The following is a 20,313-nucleotide window of genomic DNA, read 5'->3' on the forward strand; positions in this document are numbered from 1 at the left end:
TTTTTCAATTTATTTTTTTTCCTTGTTTTGTTTCACCATTTTGTCTTTTGCTTCTTAACATCTTGTTTGCTTTTTTTATCTCTCATTGTCCTTCAACCTTACTCGGTTGACAAGGTATATACTAACAAATTTTTTAGACTTTGTCAATTACTTTTGGCAATTTTTTTTAAAAATTTTTAAAATTTTTTTTTACTATATTGAGACAATATCACAAAACCGTTATTTTTATTATGTTGCTAACCATTTTCTAATAATTCAAAAGTTTTTATTTTTTTTGTTTCTACTATACATATTAATATATAATTTATTTTATGTTATATTTTTTTAATCAAACTCACTTTATTTATATTCTTAAATATGAAAAAAATTCATATATTTACTTTTGGAAATCCCCTATTTATGTTGTATAATATATTAATATTTAAATAAAAAATTAAGGGGTTGTTTATTTATGGAATTTAAATTTGTAGTTACCGAAAAAGATTTTGTTGATTTTAATGTATTTTATGCTCAAAATTTTAAATTTGCCCAAAAGCAAAAAAAAATTTTTAGGTTTATTTTTGCTTTACTACCAGTATTAGTTATCTTAATCTTTTTACCTATTGAAAGTATATTTTCAAATATATACCTTTCTACTTTTTTTATTGCACTTTCTTTAATATTATCAATATCAATATTTCGTTTTTATCCTAAATTTGATAATTCGGCAATAGAAAGTGCTATATACAAAATTCTTAAAGAAAGAAAACACGATTTTCCATTTGAAATGACTATCTCATTTGAAGATGATAAAATTATTTCAACCAAAAAATTTGAAAATGCTTCTATGGGTTATGAAGGAATTAAGAGTTTAGAAATGTCAGATGAAGCAATTTATGTTTTCACTGCACCAGCAAATGCTTTTATATTACCTATGCACATTTTCACTTCTGATGATGAAAAGCAAGAATTAATAGATTTTATAAATTCAAAACTAAAAAAGGCCAACTGAACTAGCCTTTTTTTATTATAATATTTTACCTTTATTGATTATATCATTTATATCTTTTTCAAACTCATATCCTTCATATATTAAATATTGATTTGTTTCAATCAAATAATATAAAGTATAAATTTTCTCATAATCTATTCTTATATTTATTTTTTTAGGTTCTGTTTGTTTATCGCCTATTTTAGCATAAACAACTATTTCATTACTTCCTGGTCCAATATAAATAGCTGAACTTCCACTATATATAAATTCTGTTACTTTTTCTCCATAAACTTCTTTAACTACAATTTTATCTGCAAAACTTTTATTATGTATGTTTTGTTTTTCTAAAATCAAAATTGAAGCCCATTCTACTTTTTTATTTTCTGCTTTTCTTTTTTTTAAATATTCAAATATTAAAGTTGCTACTATCCCTAAGACAATTAAAGCTAATGTATTTAAATAACCAAATTTTTCAACAGAACTAAATATTCTTCTAAGTATAATTATTTTCATCATTTTATATCAACTCCTTGTAAATTTATAATAAATTTATAATTTATTGTCTATTTTCCCTTATTAACGTCAAAATCAAATAGTCTTTAGATATGACTATAAATATAACTAAATAGTAGTATAAACTAAATGATAAAAAATGACAATACAAAATTTTAAAAACGGTACAAAAAATTACACATATACAGAACAAAAAACAAAAGAATTTTTGTGAACAGTACATGTAAAAATTTAATTTACAAGTCAAAATTATATGATTGAATTTTTTAGTCAAAAAATGTTATAATTAACTTGAAATAGTTAGGAGGTTTTAATGCTATCAATTATACTTGCGGCAGGCAAGGGAACTAGAATGAATTCTAATATCCCGAAAGTTCTGCATAAAGTTAATGGAAAACCTATGCTACAAAAAGTTTTAGAAAATACTTCATATTTTGGAGAAACTTTATTAGTATTAGGTCATAAAAAAGAAGAAATTATTTCTTCATTTCCAAATAACAATTATATTTATCAAGAAAAACAACTAGGTACAGGACATGCTGTCCTTATTTCAAAAAATGAAATAGCCAAACACGATGATGTCCTTATATGCTACGGAGATGGTCCTTTATTATCAAAAGAAACTATTTCTAATATGGTTGATAAATTTAATAAGGAGAATTTAAATTCTATTATGTTAACCTGCATGGTAGATAATCCTACTGGATATGGAAGAATTATTAAAAAAGATGAGTATGTTGTAGACATAGTTGAAGAAAAAGAAGCAACTATTGAAGAACAAAAAATAAATGAAATAAATGTAGGTGTTTATTTATTTAAATCTCATGCCTTATTATCAGTTTTAGATAAATTAAATAATAATAATTCAAAAGGAGAATACTATTTAACCGATATAATTAAACTATTAAATAATAATGGTTATACGACTAAAAGTATTTTATTAAAAGATAAAAATGAAATGATAGGTGTTAACTCTAAAAAAGAATTAGCCCTTGCTTCAAACATACTAAGATTAAAAAAATTAGATGAATTAATGGACAATGGCATTATAATAATAGATCCTAATACTACTTATATAGAAGATGAAGTGATTATAGGAAAAGATACTATTATTTACCCAAATACTATAATACAAGGAAATACTAAAATAGGTGAAAACTGTATTATATATTCTTCTAGAATTGAAGAAAGTACAATAGCAAATAATGTTAAAATTGATAATAGTGTAATTGAATTCTCTAATGTAGAAAATTTTGTTACTATAGGTCCCTATGCTCATCTTAGAAAAGGAACTAATTTAAAACAAAATGTTCATATAGGAAATTTTGTTGAAATTAAAAATTCTACTTTACATGAAAATGTAAAAAGTGGACACTTAACATATATAGGTGATAGCGAAATTGGTTCTAATACTAATATAGGTGCTGGAACTGTAACTTGTAATTATGACGGAAAAAATAAGCATAAGACTACTATAGATAAAGATTGTTTCATAGGAAGTAATACTATATTAGTCGCTCCAATTAATATAGGTAAAAATGTATTAACTGCTGCTGGTAGTGTTTTAACAAAAAATGTCGAAGATAACAAACTAGCATTTGGAAGAGCAAAACAAGTTGTAATAAATAAAAAATAGAAAGTGAGTATGGAAATGTCTAAGAAACAAAAAGTTAAAATTTTTGCAGGTAGTTCAAGTATTAAACTTGCAACTAAAATTTCTGAAAAATTGGGAATACCTTTAAGCGATAGAAAAATTATACATTTTGCTGATGGGGAAACCTTTGTTAAAGCCAATTCTACTGTTAGAGGGTGTAAAGTATTTGTTATTCAATCAACTTCTAATCCAGTAAATGAAAGTATAATGGAGTTATTAGTATTCATAGATTCTCTTAAAAGAGCTTCTGCAAAAGAAATAGTAGCCGTTATACCTTATTATGGTTATGCTAGACAAGATAGAAAGGCTCATCCACGTGAACCTATTACTGCTAAATTGGTAGCAAATTTATTAACTGCTGCTGGTGCTAGTAGAATAGTAACTATGGATTTACACGCAAGACAAATACAAGGATTTTTTGATATTCCAGTTGACCATATGGAAGCTTTACCAATATTTGCTAAATATTTTTTAACTCAAGGATTTACTTCAAAAGATACAGTAGTAGTGTCTCCTGATATAGGTGGAGTTAAAAGAGCAAGAGGTCTTGCAAGTTGGTTACATGCTCCACTAGCAATAATAGATAAAAGAAGACCTAAGGCAAATGTATCAGAGGTTATGCATTTAATTGGAGATGTAGAAGGTAAAAATGCAATACTAATAGATGATATAATAGATACTGCTGGAACTATATGTAATGCTGCTGATGCTCTTCGTAAATTTGGTGCTAAGGAAGTATATGCTTGTGCAACACACCCTGTGTTCTCAGGACCTGCTGTTGAAAGACTTAAAAATTCAAGTTTTACTAACATAATTGTTACAGACTGTATTGAATTAAAACCAGAACAAATTTTTGAAAAATTAAAAATAGTTTCTACTAGTTCAATGTTCTCTGAAACAATTAAGAGAATTTTTTCAAATGAGGCAATAAGTAATTTATTTGCTCTTCCAGAAGAAATTGAAGAACATGAAAAATAAGGAAATACAAGCTATTTTAAATGGTGAAGCAGTAATATTTCCAACTGATACAGTATATGGTCTAGGTGCGATACCAAAACATGATGCTATTAAAAATTTATATAAAATTAAAAATCGTGATGAAAACAAAAAAATTATAGCACTAGTATCTAGTGTAGATAAAATAAAAGAAATAACTGATGAAATTGATTATAATGTAGTTTCTAAATTTATGCCTGGTCCACTTACAATAGTTTGTAAGTCTAATAATAAATTTAAGGACTTAGTGGGAGAAACTATAGGTATTAGAATACCAAATAATAAATTTGCATTACAACTTATAAATAGTGTCGGTGGAATACTTATGACAACTAGTGCCAATATTTCAGGAGAAAAATCACCTGTTGATTTTGCAGATATTCCAATTGAACTATTATCAAAAGTTTGTTGCTACTTCAAAGCAAATCAAACTTTATCAGGTATACCTTCAACCATAGTTTCATACTTAAATAGTAAGTATACATTACTAAGAGAAGGACAAATAAAATTTGAAGACATATTAAAAATAGGAGGTATAGACATTGAGAATGACAAATCCAAATAGTATAACTGATATGGAAATGTTTAACATTAAAAATCAGGCTAAACTAACTCAAACATTACAAAAACTTGGTAGAGGGAGAAGAAAACTAGAAATATATTTATCTAAATCTTCACAAAAATATATAGAACAAGTTATGGTTGAATTAAAAAAGCAAATGGTAGAATACGAAAAACAATTACCAAATATATATGATTTCTTTAATTATATTATAAAACAAGTTCATGTTGAAAAAAAACAAAGAAGAGAAAAATTTAAAAAAATTGCTCTATCTTATGAAGAACAAGATTTTTTAGTTATGCAAATAAAAGGAACTATAAAAGAAATTATTAAACAAAGAAAAAATTTAAAATGGTATCAATTCATTAAAAAATTAGCGTTTTCTTCTGTTAGAAAACAAAATGAGTTATTATTAGAAGAAGTGTTAAATAAATTGAAAAAATAATAGAAAAAATAGGCGAAAAATAGAACATATTCTAAAGCCTATTTTTTTCTATGTATTCTATTAATTTACTTAAAGTACAAAAAAATAGGTTTTTCACCTATTTCCTTATATTAATTTTAATTCTTCTAGTAAATTATTCATGTTTGAAGTTCTTATTTCATATTCATTAATATTTTTATATGATTTTTCATAATTATCAAATATCTTAAACTCTTTTGTAAATTTGCATATATATTTTTCAAAATTTTCCAAGCATAAATCAGAAAATTTTTTTGATATTTTCTTTTTTTCTTCATCACTAAAATCTTTATCTTGATCTACTAAAACATGTTCTAAATTTTTAGACATAAATACAACTTTAAAAGGAATTTTACTACCATTTAATTCAACATATTTTTTATTAAATAAAATATTTAAACAATCTTTTTTATTTTTATGATGATTTTCTTGTCTAGTAAAACAATAATCAGTATCAGTTACATATATTATTTTGGTTATATATTTTGCTTTAAGACCATATGCTTTTTCAGAAATTATAAATTTACTACATAATTTCTTAAATTCTCCATTTATATTACTGGTATTTACTTCAAATTTATTAGTCCCGTCTAAATATTTAGTCAATATGTCGCCATACAAAACCTTTGTCTTTGTCTTATATTTTTTTTCACTTATAACATTTTCAATTGGAACTACTAATGCTTCCTCATCACTACTACCTTCAACAATAAAAAGTATAAATTCCATAGCCATATTAATCCCTTAACTCTCTTATTATCTTTTTTAATAATAATTCTTTAATGTTAAATGGAGAAATATTTTCTTCTGTTCCTAAATATTGCGATTTTATATATCTTAATCTTAAATTAGTTGTAGGAGAAATTTTACCTTTAAAATATACATAATTTACTAAACCATCTTCTTCATTAGCAAGTATTATTGAATTTTTCTCTAATTTTTCCATCGGAAACAGATTATGTGCAGTAAAAATCATTTGCCCTACAATTTCATCTTTTAACATTTCTAATATATATGATAGTAAATATTCAAAAATATGTACATCTAATTCATCAACTAATAATATTCCTTTTTTATTTTTTAAAACATAAATTAATGATGATAACATTCTAAATAGTTTTATAGTTCCAGTAGATTCATTATAAATACCTATTTTTTGATTATTTCTTATTACAAAAATTTCTATTGAATAGTAATTTACTCCATCTTCATTACTTATCATTTTAGAATCTAATTGAATAGAAGCACCCTTAGTGAATAATGGAAACAATTTATTTATATCTTTTATAGTTGCACTTATTAAATTAAAATCTTTTTCACTGTATTTATTGTTAATAGAATTTTTATTTGCAATAGGTATAGTCCCAAAAATATCATACGAATTTATAGATAGCGGTATTAATAACTCTAAATTAGTTAAAGCCTGTTCTTTTAAACCAATTATTCTTATGTTTTTTAAAACACTGAAAATATTTTTCCAATGTTTATTTAACTCATTATATTTATCACTTTCTATTTTATATTTGCTAGAACAAACCAAATTAGTATAACTATTCAAATCATTAAATTTAGATATTAATGTCTGAATTTTTATACCACTTAAATCTAATATTTCTTTTTGAATTTCATCAAAACAATCTGATTTATATCTAAATAAAAATACTTTTGGTTTTAACTGATTTGAATCATTTTCTATTTTTATAAGTCTTTTAAATTTCTCTCTTGCTTTTTTAGTTTTATATAGAATTTCTTCATTAAGTACAGTAAAATCATTAAACTCATTTTTATGAATTTTTAAAATTAACAAATAAATGTATTTATCAGATTCTATTTCCAATTCTATTTCTAATGTGTCTTCGCCTATCTTAAAACTCTCTATTAATTTTTCCTTTAATTCATCTTTTTTTACTTGCGGAAATGGAATTGATAAAAAATAATTTTTTATAATTTCTACAACTTCAATTACAGACGTCTTCCCTGAGCCATTTGGACCATATATTCCACTTATATTTTTTTTAAACTCTATTTCTGTATTTGATATATTTTTATAGTTTTTAATATTAAGCCTATTTATCATACCATAAACCTCCTTTTTAGGATTATACCCCAAAAAAATAAAAATGTCAATTTTCTTTTTTTTTATATAAAAACATACAATTTAATTTTGTGCTATCTATCTTCAAAAAAATTTAAATATTAAATTGACAAATACACTTATAAATGATAGTATATCAGTATGTGTCAAACACACAAAAAATAAGCCCCAATATTTAGTATTGGGATTTTTTTGTAAAAATCTCAACTTACTCAAAAGAAAGGCTTAAAATGAACATAGAAAAAATGAATTATAATGCTATAAAAATAGTTGATGATATAATAAAAGAAGCAATTTTAAAAAAGGCTAGTGATATTCATATTAGAGAAGTTAATAATTTTTGTATCATTGAATATAGAATAAATGGTATAATATATAAACAAGATGAAAATAATTATAAAGCAAATGAAATAATTTCAAGAATAAAAATAATGGCTAAAATGAATGTTGCAGAAAAAAGAATGCCACAAGATGGTAATATAAAATTTGAACAATATGATTTAAGAATATGCAGTATACCTAGCATTATAGGAGAATGTATAATAATTCGTATTTTAAATTCTTATCTAAATGATATTTCATTAAAATCACTTGGTTATAGTGATGAAAATATAGAAAAATTTAATAATGCATTAAATCATAAGCATGGACTTATTCTTATATGTGGCCCTACGGGTTCTGGTAAATCAACAACCCTTTTATCACTAACAAAAATGTTAGATACAGGAGATAAAAAAATAATTTCTATTGAAGATCCAGTTGAAAATAAATTAAATTCTATAATACAAATTCAAGTTAATGAAGATATAGGTTTAACTTTCCCACATATACTAAGAAGTACCCTAAGGGCAGACCCTGATATTATAATAATATCCGAAATTAGAGATGAGATAACTGCCAAAATTGCTGTAAGAGCATCTTTAACTGGACATTTAGTTTTAGCAACTCTACATACTAATGATAGTATTTCTAGTTTTGCTAGATTAATAGATATGGGTATAGAAAAGTATCTACTACTAGATTCCGTTATATTAATTAGTTCTCAAAAATTATTAAGTTCATTAGATAATAAAAATATAAAAGAAAGACTATTAATAAATGAAACACTTTATTTTACAGATAAAGAAAAAGAAATTTTTTCTAAATATAACTTAAAACAAGATATATTAAATAAATTAAAGACACTAAATTTTAAAACTATGGAGGAAGATTTAAATGAAAAAGGCTATAATATATGACTTTGATAAAACAATATATAGTAAGGAAACTAGTATTTATTTTATGTTATTCTATATTAAAAAACACCCTGAAAGAATTTTAAAGGTGCTAAAATTTTTAATTAAATTTATTTTTTCATTTAAAAATTCTGAATTAAAAAATATAAAAAATGCTTTTTTTGAATTTATAGATAAAAAAAATATAGATAAATTAAATGATGAAATAATAGAATTTTGGTCTAGTCAAGAAAAAAACTTTTTCCCATATTTTAAAAATGAAATTATAAAAAATAAAAAAGAAGCAGATATTCTTATACTTATTTCTGCATCGCCAGATTTTTTATTAGAACCTATATATACTAAATTAGGCTTTGATATTCTAATAGCAACAAAATTTAAAAATTTTAAAATTGTTGGTAATAACTGTAAAGGCATAGAAAAATTAAATAGACTTAATGAATTAGGAGAGTTTGAAGTACTATCTTTTTATTCGGACAGTATGTCTGATAAACCTTTATTTGATATTGCAAAAAATAAATATAGTATAGATAAAAAAGGTAATCTACATGAAGGTTATCCACAAAAAAATGGTAGGGTAGATAAATGGAAATAAAAATAACATATGCATATGATGGCACATACTTTTATGGCTTTCAAAGACAAAAAGATAAAATAACTGTACAAGGAGAAATAGAAAAAGTAATATCAAAGGCTTTTAATGAAAAAATAAATTTAATTTCATCAGGTAGAACTGATGCAAAAGTTCATGCCTTAGGGCAAGTTTCAAATTTTAATATAAAGTCTAATATACCTTTAAATTCTATTAAAAACCAAATAAACAAAAAACTTTTTGGTATGGTTAAGGTAAATGAGATTGAATATGTAGATGAAAATTTTAATTCAAGGTTTGATGCAAAAAAAAGAGTATATGAATATAGATTTAAAGCATTTAAAAATGTATCCCCTTTTGAAGCAAACTATATTAGTGCAATTAAAAATGAGAAATTATTAGATTTAGATAGTATAAATGAAAAGTTAAAATTATTCATAGGTGAACATAACTTTAATTCTTTTTCTAAAAAAGATAAAAAAAGTGATTTTGATAAAAATCCTGTAAGAGAAATATATAATGCTTATTGTTACAAAGAAAATGATACTTTTATTGCCATAATAGAAGGTCAAAGTTTTTTAAGAGCCATGATAAGATTAATTATGGCTGCTTGTATATATGAGAGTAAAGAAACTATACTTAAAAGACTTAATCTTGAATTAGTTGATATTCCTAAAAAAATTCTAAGTCCTAATGGTCTATATTTAAAAGAGGTAATATATGAATGAAATAATGAAAAAATTAAATGCAAAAGAAGATAAAAAAATACTAGAAAGAATATATCTATATGAAGAAGAAGTTTTTGGAAATGCTGCTGTTGGACAATATAACATATCACCTTTTACTAAATACGGTTCTTGCTATGCTATATATAACAAAAAAGATATTATTTGTGTAATAGAAGTCTTATTTTCTCTAAATAATAAAGCATATATTTATGGGCTTTCTACTAATAAGGATTATAGACATAAGGGTTATGCTACTAAATTAATGAATTTTTGTATTGATGATATTAAAAAATATAATATTAATAGTATAGAACTAACAGTTGCACCTGAAAATGAAATTGCAATTAAATTTTACAATAAATTTAAATTTACCATAGATGAATATTTAGAAAATGAATATTTTGATAATGATGATAGATTATTAATGAAAAAGGAGATATAATGGAACATTATTTCACAAAAAATCCCACAGTTATATCTGAGAAAAAAGAAATTAGTTTTAACTTTATGAATGAAAACTTTAAATTTATAACTGATAATGGAATATTCTCAAAAGATCATGTTGATGATGGTAGTATGCTATTATTAAAATATTTTATGAAATCTAATGAAAAAGATAATTTTACTATGTTAGATATAGGTTGTGGTTATGGTGTAGTTGGTATAATTACTAAAAAAATATTAAAAAGTGCTACTATTACTTATACAGATATAAATAATAGAGCAATAGAATTAACATTAGAAAATATTAAATTAAATAATGTAGACAATAATTGTGAAGTTTTTCAATCAGACCTTTTTGAAAATATTAAAAATAACTTTGATATTATAATTTCTAATCCGCCTATTAGGGCAGGTAAAAAAACTATATTTGAAATATATAAAAATGCATATGAACATTTAAACGATAACGGAGATTTTTATGTAGTAATAATGACAAAACATGGTGCTAAATCAACTGAAAAAGAACTTAAAAATATATTTAATGAAGTTAAGTGCATTGGTATAGAAAAAGGGTATAGAATTTATAAGGCTAATAAAACTAAAAATAGTTCAAATTAATGAACTATTTTTTTCATATTTTTATAATTTTTTCAAACTTTCTGCCACTATATTTAACTCATCTTCTCTTAATGTTCTCATATCTAAAATAATACTATTTTCCTTTATTCTTGCAATAATAGGAATTTCACATAAAAGAAATTCTTTTTCTATTTGTGTTGCAGATTTCGTATTATGCGTTAATTTTATACCAACACTTTCAAAATAAGAATTTGGATAACTTCCACCACCAACTTCTGCTAATGTTTCAATTGTTTCAGCAATAAAATTTGTATCTTTTATTTCATTTAAAAATTTATTAGCCTTTTCTAAAAGTCTTTCTTTTGAAATAGAAATCATATTTAAAGTTGGAATATTTTCTAATGCCATATTTTTATCTAGGTATAATTTAAGGGTTGCTTCTAATGTTGCTATAACCATCTTATCTACACGCAATGCACGAGTAAGTTGATTTTTTTTCATCTTTTCTATGTATTCTTTTTTACCTACAATTATTCCTGCCTGAGATCCACCTAAAAGCTTATCTCCACTAAATGTAACTATATCAATTCCACTGTCTAATACTTCTTTTACAGTAGGTTCATAAGGCAAACCATATTCTCTTAAATCAATAAATTGCCCACTTCCCAAATCGTTTACAGATATTAATCCATGTTCATTTGCAATGTTTGCTACTTCACTATTAGTAACTTCTTTTGTAAACCCAGTTATTTTATAATTACTTGTATGCACTTTAAGTAAAATTGATGTATTTTCATTAATAGCATTAACATAATCTTTTAAATGTGTCTTGTTTGTTGTTCCAATTTCATATAAAATACCACCACTTAAATTAATAATTTCAGGTATTCTAAATGCTCCACCAATTTCTACCAATTCTCCTCTTGATACTACAATTTCTTTATCTTTTGCTAATGTATTAAGTACTAACATTACAGCTGCCGCATTATTATTTACAACAAGAACATCTTCTGCCCCAGTTAATCTTTTAACAATATCTGTCAAATGACTATAACGGCTACCTCTTTTTTTATTTTCTATATCAAATTCTAAATTTGAATAATTAAATGCTGTTTCTATTAAATGTTCCTTTACACTTTCACTTAAAAGACTACGCCCTAAATTTGTGTGTAATATTGTACCTGTTGCATTAATAACTTGTCTTAAAGAGAATTTATCTTGTTTTTCTACTTCAATAGATACTTTTTCTATGATTTCATCTATTGTTGGAACTTCACTCAATCTACTTTCTAAAATATTAGTTTTAATATTATCAATTTCTTTTTTCAAAATATCTTTTACAAATATTTCAGGGTATTTTTCTAACAACTTCTTTACTGTATTGGTTAACAAAATTTTATTTACAGATGGTATTTTGGCTAATAAATGTTTCATTTTGAGTCTCCCTTATATTATAATTCTTTTGCTATTTCCTTTATAGCATTTATTGCATAAATTACTTCTTTTTCAGTATTCATACTTGAAAAAGAAAATCTTATCATTCCTTGCTTTTCTGTACCAAAATGTTTATGCATTAACGGAGCACAATGTGTTCCTGACCTTATTGCTATGTCATATTTTTCAGTTAAAACTTCTGCTACATCTGATGATGGTATTCCTTTAAAATTAAAAGACACTATGGCAGTTTTTTCCCTTTCAAAATTTCCATAAAATGTAAGGCATTTTAAATCTTTAAGTTCATTATAGAACATTTTTGCAAAATTTAATTGTTTTTCATATAGATTTTCTATTCCTTGTTCATTAATATATTTTATACCTTCAGAAAGTCCTACTATACCAGGTGTATTATATGTTCCTGCTTCAAGTCTCGTTGGGTATTCTGCTGGGTGTTCCTTTTCAAAACTTTCAACACCACTTCCACCAACATTATATCTTGAAATTTCAATATTTTTATTTGCTATACATAGTCCACCTACTCCTTGTGGTCCAAATAAACTTTTATGTCCTGTAAAACAAAATATATCTATTCCTAATTTTTCTATATTTATATCTATTACTCCTGCAGTTTGTGAACCATCTACAAGAAGTAATATTTTATTTTTTTTACAAATTTTTGATATTTTTTCTATATCAACAATATTACCTGTAACATTAGATGAATGAGTTATTGCGAGAAGTACAGTATTACTTTTTATATGCTTTTCTATTTCATCATAGATTGTAATACCATCAGTATCACTATCTATTATACTGTATTCTACTTCTCTTTCCTTTGAAAGTTGATAAATAGGTCGTAATATAGAATTATGTTCCATTTTAGTGGTAATTACATGGTCTCCTTTTTTTAAAATCCCTTTTATTGCTATATTTAAAGCTTGTGTAGAATTTGCTGTAAATACAAGATATCTCTCATCACTTAATCCAAAAAAATCTGCTATTATCTCACGAGATTTGTATATTTCTAAAAAAGCATTTTCTGCTTCTTTATAAGTACCCCTAGATGGGTTAGCATAATTCCCAGATGATAAAATATCATAAATTTTTTTTGCAACATTTTCAGGCTTTTTTAAAGAGGTTGCTCCATAATCAAAATAGTATGACATAAAGTAAATTTCTCCTTTTTTAGTTAATATATTAATTACTGTTTAAAATTTTTAAAACTTTTTATTTTGTTAAAACTCTATAATCTTCAACTCTTTTTGTTATTCCTTGTTTGTCCATATACTCCAAAATTGGCAATGCATATTTTCTACTAGAACCTGTCATATCTCTAAATTGTGCTAATGTCAATTTTTTATCAGTTTCAAAATGTTTCACAATTTTATTTAAAGCTTCTTCAAATATTTTAACATGCATAACTATATCATCATTTAATCTTATTATAGTATTTCCTACAAGTGAATTTAATAATTCATTAGTTACCTTATTACCTTTTGTAAGTTCTTTTACACTTGGTGGTGTAAATTTACTTGCTAAAAGAGTTTTTTCTATATATTCTTTTTCTTTAAGTTGAGTAGTATCATACTTCACTTCAAAATCATAAAGTGAGATAAGATTTTTTTGAATTTTTAACACTTTATTATTTATAAGTAAATCTATTATTACCATAAGTTCTTTTTGACTTATTTTAAATTTTGAAAAAAGTTCTGCTTTTGATATTCCTACTTTAAGTTTATATTTTTTATGATATTCACTTATTATATCTAAGTTTTTTTCATAAATTTCATCATATTTTTTAACATGTATATACCCTAATGAAGTCTTATATACCTTATTTTCTTTTTCTAATTCTACTAAATCTATATTTACAGATTCTATATCTTGTTCAAGATCCTTAGAAATTTCTGTTGCTCTTATTAAATAATTATTTGCAGATAAAATATAGTTTGAAATCAAGGCCTTACTGTCTCCTTTTGATCTAACTTTTAACTTAGATAAAGTATCTTTATTAAATCTTCTATGTTTTTTAGGTATTGCATCTAAAATTACCCCACCACCAACAGTTAACATTGGTGAATATGTTCTTATAATAAATTTATCATAATTTTTAACTGAAATTTCTTCTTCTAAACGAAGTTGCACAAATCCACTTTCTCCTGCTTCAAGCATTTCTTTTCCAAGTGGAACTATTCTTGCCATTACTTCGCAAGTTCCTGTATATACTCTTACCCTGTCCCATAATTCAATTTTTAGATTAGGACTATTTATTATTTTAATTTCAGCATCAAACATATATGTTTTTGTTAATGTATCAGGACTTGCAAGCGTGCATCCCCTACCAGCATCTTCTATTTTCACATTACTTAAACTTATTGCTGTTCTTTGACCTGCATAGGCTGTTTTTACATCTTTTTTATGTACTTGTATATTTCTTACTTTTGTCATTATTTTTTTAGGGTAAACTTCTAATTCATCTCCTACAGAAATTTCTCCTTCTGTTAAAGTTCCCGTTACTACAGTTCCAAATCCTTTTACTTGAAAGGCTCTATCTATATTAAGTCTTGAATTTTTACTTTTCTTTATTTCAATAATTTTTTCAGTTTTTTTATCAATTTCATTTAAAAGTTCATCTATTCCTTTTTTACTTATAGAATCTACTTCTATTATGGGACTATTATCAAGTGGAGTATCTTTTATAAAGTTTTTTATATCTTCTTTAACAAGTTCTCTATACTCATCATCTGCTAAATCAATTTTTGTCATTACTATTATATAGTTTTCTACACCTAATAAAGAAAGTATATCTGCATGTTCTTTTGTTTGAGGCATTATACCTTCTCTTGAATCAACTAAAAGTAATACAAGATTTATTCCACTAACTCCTGCAAGCATATTTTTTATAAATTTTTCATGACCTGGAACGTCTACTACTCCGCATCTTTTTCCACTAGGTAAATCAAAATAAGCAAATCCAAGATTAATTGACATACCACGCTCTTTTTCTTCTAATGTAGTATCTGTTTCAATACCACTAAGGGCCTTAATTAAAGTTGTTTTCCCATGGTCAATATGCCCAGCCGTTCCTATTATTATATTGCTCATAAATTTTCTCACTTTCTAAAATTACAAGTTTTCATATAAATTATCGTTTTCATACATTAATTTTATATCTCTTTTTATACCTATTTTTTTAGAATAATATAGTGCCTTATACTCTATATTTTCTTTATCTAACATTTCTATTAATTGGTTTAAATTATTCCATTCTGTTTTTAACATAAAACCACAACCCAAAGAAATAGATGGATGCGTAGGTACAAGACTAGCTTTAATATTTTGTAATAAACAAATATTATCTGCTTTTATTGAATCATGAGTATTGTAAAATACTATCAGTGCTTCTTCTATCATATCTACACCTACATATATATTACTTTATTTTTTATCATATCTTCTACTATAAAATACATATTTGTTGCTTTCCCTACTGCAATTTGTATATTATAGTAATCAAGACATACACCACAGCATACAATTTCTACACCTTTATTTTCAAGTTCTTTTAATTCATCTAAAACATGACTTTTATCCTTATCAACAAGTATTGCCCCTTCGTTATAGAATATTATTTTTTTAGGTAATATTTCTTGTTCAGATAATGCATATAAGTATGCTTTCACAAGTTTATTTCCTAGTTCATCACTACCATGTCCCATTGTTTTTTTGTTAATTACTGCTATATATTCAACATTTGAAGTTTTAATTTTTTCATTATTTTCTGATTTAAAAACTTCTTTATTTTCACTTTTATCTATTTTATTATTAGATATTATTACTTTATATTCTTCATTAGATATTTTTTCTATACCAAAATTATAATTTAGTTGAAAAGCTAATTTTTCTAAATTCTGAGTAGCAATCAAATTATCTACTGTTGTTTCTACTATATCATATTCTAATAATAATTTTTTTGTTTTAACTACTGGTAATGGACAAGCCATTCCTTTTGCATTAAATTCAAATTTTTTCATTTTTTCTCCATATTTTCTAATATACTATTATATCTTTGTCTTGTTTTTCTATTACTTTTCCAACTATACTACTTTTAATTTCAAGTTTATTTAATTTTTCTAATAATTCTTCTCCATATTCAGATGGAATACTTATAAGTAGTCCACCAGAAGTTTGAGAGTCATACATTATTTCTTCCAAAGCAAAATCATTTGTTTTAAATTCTATTTTATCTTGGAAATAATTTCTATTTCTTTGACCACTTGAAGTAATTATAAATTCTTTTGCTAAATTATATGCATCAGGTAATATTGGTATGTTTTTAGATAAAATTTCTGCTGAATATTTATTATCAAGCATTTCTACAAGATGACCTAAAAAACCAAAACCTGTTATATCAGTACAACTATTTACAGGAAAATCTTTCATAATTTCTGCTGAATATTTATTTAATGTTACCATCTGTTTAACACATATATCAAAGGTCTCTTTTGAACATTCATTTATCATATTAGCAGTATTAATAATACCAACTCCTAAAGGTTTAGTAACTATTAGTAAATCTCCTAGTTTACAGTTATTATTTAATAGTATTTTACTAGGATGAATAATACCTGTTACAGATAATCCATATTTAGTAGTTGTATCATGTATTGAATGTCCTCCTGCAAGAACACCACCTGCTTCATGTACTTTTTCTGCTCCCCCTTTTAATATTTGCTTTAATATTTCCATATCCATTTTTTCTGGAAATGCTACAATATTAAGAGCTGATATAACTTCTCCACCCATTGCATAAACATCGCTTAATGCATTAGTTGCTGCAATTTGACCATATAAATAAGGGTCATCAATCATTGTAGTAAAGAAGTCTAATGTTTGAATAATGGCTTTATCATCTGATATTTTATACACTGCGGCATCATCAGAAGATTCATACCCTACAATTAAATTTTTATCTTGTTTTTTAGGTAAATCTTGTAATAATTCTGAAAGAGCCCCCGGCCCTATTTTTGAATTTCAACCACCACAGATTATCATTTTCATTTTTTTATTTTCCATACATCTCCTTTTCCTACAAAATTACTATATTTTTACTTTTATTATAGCACTTATTCCTTTTTTTTCAAAGTGCTATATATAAAAAAATACCACTCAAAAGTATTATTAAGTGGTATATAATTAATATTTATTTTCAATTTTATATTTTTAAAGTATTGGCGGGAATGTGTGGGAATCGAACCCACCTAAGAGGCTCTTAACCCCTCATGCTGGTTTTGAAGACCAGAGAGAACACCAGAACTCATCCACTCCCGTTTTTCAATTAATACAATTATAACCTATAAATTATCAAAAATCAATATTAAAATTTATTTTTCTATTTGCATGTAAGTTGCAATATAAGTTATAAATACTTATTGCTACATTAATGTTCTTCCTATAAATAAGCCGAAATAATTTCCAATTACATAACCAAATGTTCCAACAAGCATTACTGGTGCAATATATATAGTCCAATTCTTAGATGTTGCCATAGCTACTGCTGTAGTAGGCCCCCCTATATTAGCATTTGAAGCAAGTATAGCTTCTTCTAATTTAAAGTTAAATATTTTGGCTCCTATAAATGTAACTAGCATATTTACTACTACTATTATTAAACAATAAACTAATAGTAAAGGAGAATTTTGTATTATAGATATAATTGACGCCGGTACTCCAATAACTGCAAAAAAGATATAAATTAGGAAAATTCCAAGTTCTTGGGCTCCTGAAATATTTGAAAAAAACTTTGGAAAAACTGTTGCTAAAATAACAGTTAATGTAGTTAATATTAAGTATTTATTTCCTAAGAATATTACTAATTCTCCTTGAAAATTTGAATTTAAATAACTAGATAATGCAAATGAAACTGTTACTATAGTTACAGTTGAAGCAAAAGCAAATGCTATATCTTTTAAAGACATTTCTATTTTTTCTTTATTTTCCTTAAATTTTTCTACTTTATTACTATCATTCCCGTAAGCTCTTTCAAAATGTTTATTGAAAAACTTAATGCTTGGTATTATTATTAATACAAAGAAATATATTACTGCTAATAAATTATCACTAACAGTTGCTGCAGCAATTAATTTACTGTCAACATTAAAACTTGTTGAAACTGCAACAAAATTTAAACTTCCACCTATGTATGTAGCAGACATCATTCCCGCTACATGATTTAATTCTGGTATATATTTATATAATAAGAAATAACCTAAAATAGATCCTATCATTGTTCCTACTGAACTTATTAAAAATATTACCATTAATCTTCCGCTTTCTTTACCTATTTGATAAATGTTACACTTGAAAAGTAATAATGGTATTGCCATAGGAACAACATATGTCCATATTGAATCATAAACTGGTGATTCTAAAGGTATAATTCCAAAATTTGAAAGGAACATAGCAAATCCTAATGCAATTATAACTCCTGTAATTTTAGCTGCTATTTCATATTTTTGCTCTAAATAAATACTAAATGCTGCTATACATATTAATATAGACCAAAGTCCCCATATATTGTCAGAACTTATCATTTTAATATCATCTCCTTTTATTCTTATATAATTTAAAACTTGAAAAAAAGCAAAGCATAATTTTAAAATTATAAATGCTTTGCTCTTTTCTTATTTTATTGTATTTAAATCATACCATAATTATACTTTAAATACAGTTTGTCCTTCTATTTCTTTAGTTAATGCATCTAATGCTACTGAAACTCTATGTTCTCTTAATTCATATTGTTCTTCTTTAGATGTTGCTGGATCTCCTAAAGGATAAGGTATAGATATAGTAGGTACTATTTTATTTACACCTACTGTAAGAGCAACTGGTACTAAGTTACACATTTGAACTATTGGTATACCTGCTTTTTCTACTTCTTTAACTATCGTTGCACCGCAACGTGTACAAGTACCTCAAGTAGACACCATTATAACACCGTCCACATTATCTGCTTTTAAATGCTCTAACATTTCTTTACCCATTCTTGCAGCTTCTGCTTGAGTAGTTCCTGTTCCTACAGTACTGTAGAAATAGTCATGAAGTTTACCAAAAACTCCTTTTTTAACTAAATTTTTCAATGCATCTAAAGGAACTATTACATTAGGATCATTATCTGCTGCTGCTGGATCAAATCCTGCGTGAATAGTTTTGAATTCTCCTGATTTAAGTCTATCCATTTGTGATATATCATATCTTCCCCATCTTGTTGCAGATGCAGATTGTATTCTATCTGGATTATCTACAGGAACAATTCCACCTGTTGTTAATATTGCAATTTTAGCATTCTTTAAATCTTTTATAGGTGTTGCAACAGGAACAGAATCTTTTTTAGGTATTGGAAGTTCTGTACAAAATTCTTCACCTTTAAGTTTTTTAACAAGCATATCTACACCACGTTTAGCAGCACTTACTTTTGAATCAAGCCATACTTGATGTCTTATTCCTCTTGCGAAATAACCATTTTCTTCAGCCCCGCCAACTTCTTCATTTCTTAATACTTTATCAATATATTTTGCTATTGCTTTAGTATCATCTTTCATAGAAGCTGCTGAACGTCCACCTTCAAATATAATTATTTCTTTTTTAAACATTTCTACACCTGGATTTTCTACATTCATAGAACTTATAACAGGTACATTATATTTTTCTTTAATTGCTTTACATATATTACCACAAGCAACTCCATATCTTCCTGCTTGGAAAGCTGGTCCTGCAATAAATATATCAAAATCTAAATCTTTTATTAATTCCATTATTTCAGCTATTGCTTCATCTTTATTTGATCCCATGTAATTATCACCACAAATAATTGTATGAGTTATTTGAACTTCTTTCATTTCACTGTTAAATGCCATACCTGGACCAACAACGCCTTCTTTTAAAACAGGCTTAAAGTCAGCTTTATCTTCTCCACCAATTCCACCAAAGAATTGATTTATATAATGAATTGCTTTTTTCATGTTTTTTTTCCTCCTATATAA

21 protein-coding genes and 1 tRNA gene are annotated in these 20,313 nt (G+C 25.2%); 10 read left to right on the forward strand and 12 right to left on the reverse strand.

The window, feature by feature from the left end:
• Nucleotides 1–451 precede the first annotated feature (451 nt).
• The gene (locus AWT72_RS02155) at nt 452–991 is read left to right on the forward strand and encodes a YcxB family protein (RefSeq protein WP_067140116.1); all 540 of its coding nucleotides are present in this window, start codon (nt 452–454) and stop codon (nt 989–991) included.
• Nucleotides 992–1,006: 15 nt separating this feature from the next.
• Here the strand turns inward: AWT72_RS02155 and AWT72_RS02160 are convergent, their stop codons facing one another.
• Nucleotides 1,007–1,489 (reverse strand): hypothetical protein, encoded by a 483-nt coding sequence (locus AWT72_RS02160; RefSeq protein ID WP_067140119.1) that lies wholly within the window; start codon nt 1,487–1,489, stop codon nt 1,007–1,009.
• Between the two features lie 310 nt (nt 1,490–1,799).
• Between AWT72_RS02160 and glmU the strand changes: the two genes are divergently transcribed.
• Genes glmU through AWT72_RS02180 form a run of 4 tightly spaced genes read left to right on the forward strand, consistent with a single transcriptional unit; the run spans nt 1,800 to nt 5,143 of the window.
• A complete protein-coding gene (gene glmU / locus AWT72_RS02165) occupies nt 1,800–3,122 on the forward strand; it encodes a bifunctional UDP-N-acetylglucosamine diphosphorylase/glucosamine-1-phosphate N-acetyltransferase GlmU (protein ID WP_067140122.1) in 1,323 nt (440 codons plus the stop codon).
• A gap of 15 nt (nt 3,123–3,137) precedes the next feature.
• Nucleotides 3,138–4,118, forward strand: a complete 981-nt coding sequence (locus AWT72_RS02170) for a ribose-phosphate diphosphokinase (protein ID WP_067140226.1) — start codon at nt 3,138–3,140, stop codon at nt 4,116–4,118.
• Nucleotides 4,108–4,701, forward strand: a complete 594-nt coding sequence (locus AWT72_RS02175) for an L-threonylcarbamoyladenylate synthase (RefSeq protein WP_067140125.1) — start codon at nt 4,108–4,110, stop codon at nt 4,699–4,701. The genes AWT72_RS02170 and AWT72_RS02175 overlap by 11 nt, the downstream gene beginning before the upstream one ends.
• The gene (locus AWT72_RS02180) at nt 4,679–5,143 is read left to right on the forward strand and encodes a viral A-type inclusion protein (RefSeq protein WP_371440135.1); all 465 of its coding nucleotides are present in this window, start codon (nt 4,679–4,681) and stop codon (nt 5,141–5,143) included. Before AWT72_RS02175 ends, AWT72_RS02180 begins: the two co-directional genes overlap by 23 nt.
• A 105-nt stretch (nt 5,144–5,248) precedes the next feature.
• On the opposite strand, the gene AWT72_RS02185 is transcribed toward AWT72_RS02180, so the two are convergent.
• Both AWT72_RS02185 and AWT72_RS02190 read right to left on the reverse strand, forming a co-directional pair.
• Nucleotides 5,249–5,896 (reverse strand): hypothetical protein, encoded by a 648-nt coding sequence (locus AWT72_RS02185; RefSeq protein WP_067140128.1) that lies wholly within the window; start codon nt 5,894–5,896, stop codon nt 5,249–5,251.
• A 1-nt stretch (nt 5,897) separates the two neighbouring features.
• Complete coding sequence (locus AWT72_RS02190; RefSeq protein WP_067140131.1) at nt 5,898–7,238, reverse strand: AAA family ATPase; 1,341 nt, start codon at nt 7,236–7,238, stop codon at nt 5,898–5,900.
• Between the two features lie 248 nt (nt 7,239–7,486).
• Here AWT72_RS02190 and AWT72_RS02195 point away from each other — a divergent pair, with 248 nt between their 5' ends.
• From AWT72_RS02195 to AWT72_RS02215, 5 genes are read left to right on the forward strand one after another with little or no spacing between them, the layout of a single operon-like run.
• Nucleotides 7,487–8,494 carry a GspE/PulE family protein gene (locus AWT72_RS02195; RefSeq protein WP_067140134.1) on the forward strand — a complete coding sequence of 336 codons (1,008 nt, stop codon included), beginning with the start codon at nt 7,487–7,489 and terminating at the stop codon, nt 8,492–8,494.
• Nucleotides 8,472–9,086, forward strand: a complete 615-nt coding sequence (locus AWT72_RS02200; RefSeq protein ID WP_067140137.1) for an HAD-IB family phosphatase — start codon at nt 8,472–8,474, stop codon at nt 9,084–9,086. Before AWT72_RS02195 ends, AWT72_RS02200 begins: the two co-directional genes overlap by 23 nt.
• A complete protein-coding gene (truA, locus tag AWT72_RS02205; protein ID WP_067140140.1) occupies nt 9,077–9,811 on the forward strand; it encodes a tRNA pseudouridine(38-40) synthase TruA in 735 nt (244 codons plus the stop codon). Before AWT72_RS02200 ends, truA begins: the two co-directional genes overlap by 10 nt.
• Nucleotides 9,804–10,253, forward strand: coding sequence for a GNAT family N-acetyltransferase (locus tag AWT72_RS02210; RefSeq protein WP_067140143.1), 450 nt, complete (start codon nt 9,804–9,806; stop codon nt 10,251–10,253). Before truA ends, AWT72_RS02210 begins: the two co-directional genes overlap by 8 nt.
• Nucleotides 10,253–10,873, forward strand: a complete 621-nt coding sequence (locus tag AWT72_RS02215; protein WP_067140146.1) for a class I SAM-dependent methyltransferase — start codon at nt 10,253–10,255, stop codon at nt 10,871–10,873. Before AWT72_RS02210 ends, AWT72_RS02215 begins: the two co-directional genes overlap by 1 nt.
• A 21-nt stretch (nt 10,874–10,894) precedes the next feature.
• On the opposite strand, the gene selA is transcribed toward AWT72_RS02215, so the two are convergent.
• The 9 genes from selA to grdH all read right to left on the reverse strand — a co-directional run bounded on the left by selA (nt 10,895) and on the right by grdH (nt 20,292).
• The gene (selA, locus tag AWT72_RS02220; protein ID WP_067140149.1) at nt 10,895–12,268 is read right to left on the reverse strand and encodes an L-seryl-tRNA(Sec) selenium transferase; all 1,374 of its coding nucleotides are present in this window, start codon (nt 12,266–12,268) and stop codon (nt 10,895–10,897) included.
• 17 nt (nt 12,269–12,285) lie between these two features.
• A complete protein-coding gene (locus AWT72_RS02225) occupies nt 12,286–13,437 on the reverse strand; it encodes an aminotransferase class V-fold PLP-dependent enzyme (RefSeq protein ID WP_067140153.1) in 1,152 nt (383 codons plus the stop codon).
• Nucleotides 13,438–13,498: 61 nt separating this feature from the next.
• A complete protein-coding gene (selB, locus tag AWT72_RS02230) occupies nt 13,499–15,376 on the reverse strand; it encodes a selenocysteine-specific translation elongation factor (protein ID WP_067140156.1) in 1,878 nt (625 codons plus the stop codon).
• A 21-nt stretch (nt 15,377–15,397) separates the two neighbouring features.
• Nucleotides 15,398–15,685: a putative Se/S carrier protein gene (locus AWT72_RS02235; RefSeq protein ID WP_067140158.1), complete on the reverse strand. Its 288-nt coding sequence runs from the start codon at nt 15,683–15,685 to the stop codon at nt 15,398–15,400.
• Nucleotides 15,686–15,693: 8 nt separating this feature from the next.
• Nucleotides 15,694–16,305 carry a sulfurtransferase-like selenium metabolism protein YedF gene (gene yedF, locus AWT72_RS02240; RefSeq protein ID WP_067140161.1) on the reverse strand — a complete coding sequence of 204 codons (612 nt, stop codon included), beginning with the start codon at nt 16,303–16,305 and terminating at the stop codon, nt 15,694–15,696.
• A gap of 16 nt (nt 16,306–16,321) precedes the next feature.
• A complete protein-coding gene (selD, locus tag AWT72_RS02245) occupies nt 16,322–17,296 on the reverse strand; it encodes a selenide, water dikinase SelD (protein ID WP_197407589.1) in 975 nt (324 codons plus the stop codon).
• 207 nt (nt 17,297–17,503) lie between these two features.
• Nucleotides 17,504–17,600, reverse strand: a tRNA-Sec gene (locus AWT72_RS02250).
• A 106-nt stretch (nt 17,601–17,706) separates the two neighbouring features.
• Entirely contained in the window at nt 17,707–18,864 is a 1,158-nt protein-coding gene (locus AWT72_RS02255; RefSeq protein WP_067140163.1) for a DUF819 family protein, read from the reverse strand.
• A gap of 120 nt (nt 18,865–18,984) precedes the next feature.
• Nucleotides 18,985–20,292 (reverse strand): betaine reductase selenoprotein B, encoded by a 1,308-nt coding sequence (grdH, locus tag AWT72_RS02265; protein WP_082680507.1) that lies wholly within the window; start codon nt 20,290–20,292, stop codon nt 18,985–18,987.
• Between the last annotated feature and the right edge of the window lie 21 nt (nt 20,293–20,313).

Source organism: Oceanivirga salmonicida (assembly GCF_001517915.1).
In the GTDB taxonomy this organism is placed as follows: domain Bacteria; phylum Fusobacteriota; class Fusobacteriia; order Fusobacteriales; family Leptotrichiaceae; genus Oceanivirga; species Oceanivirga salmonicida.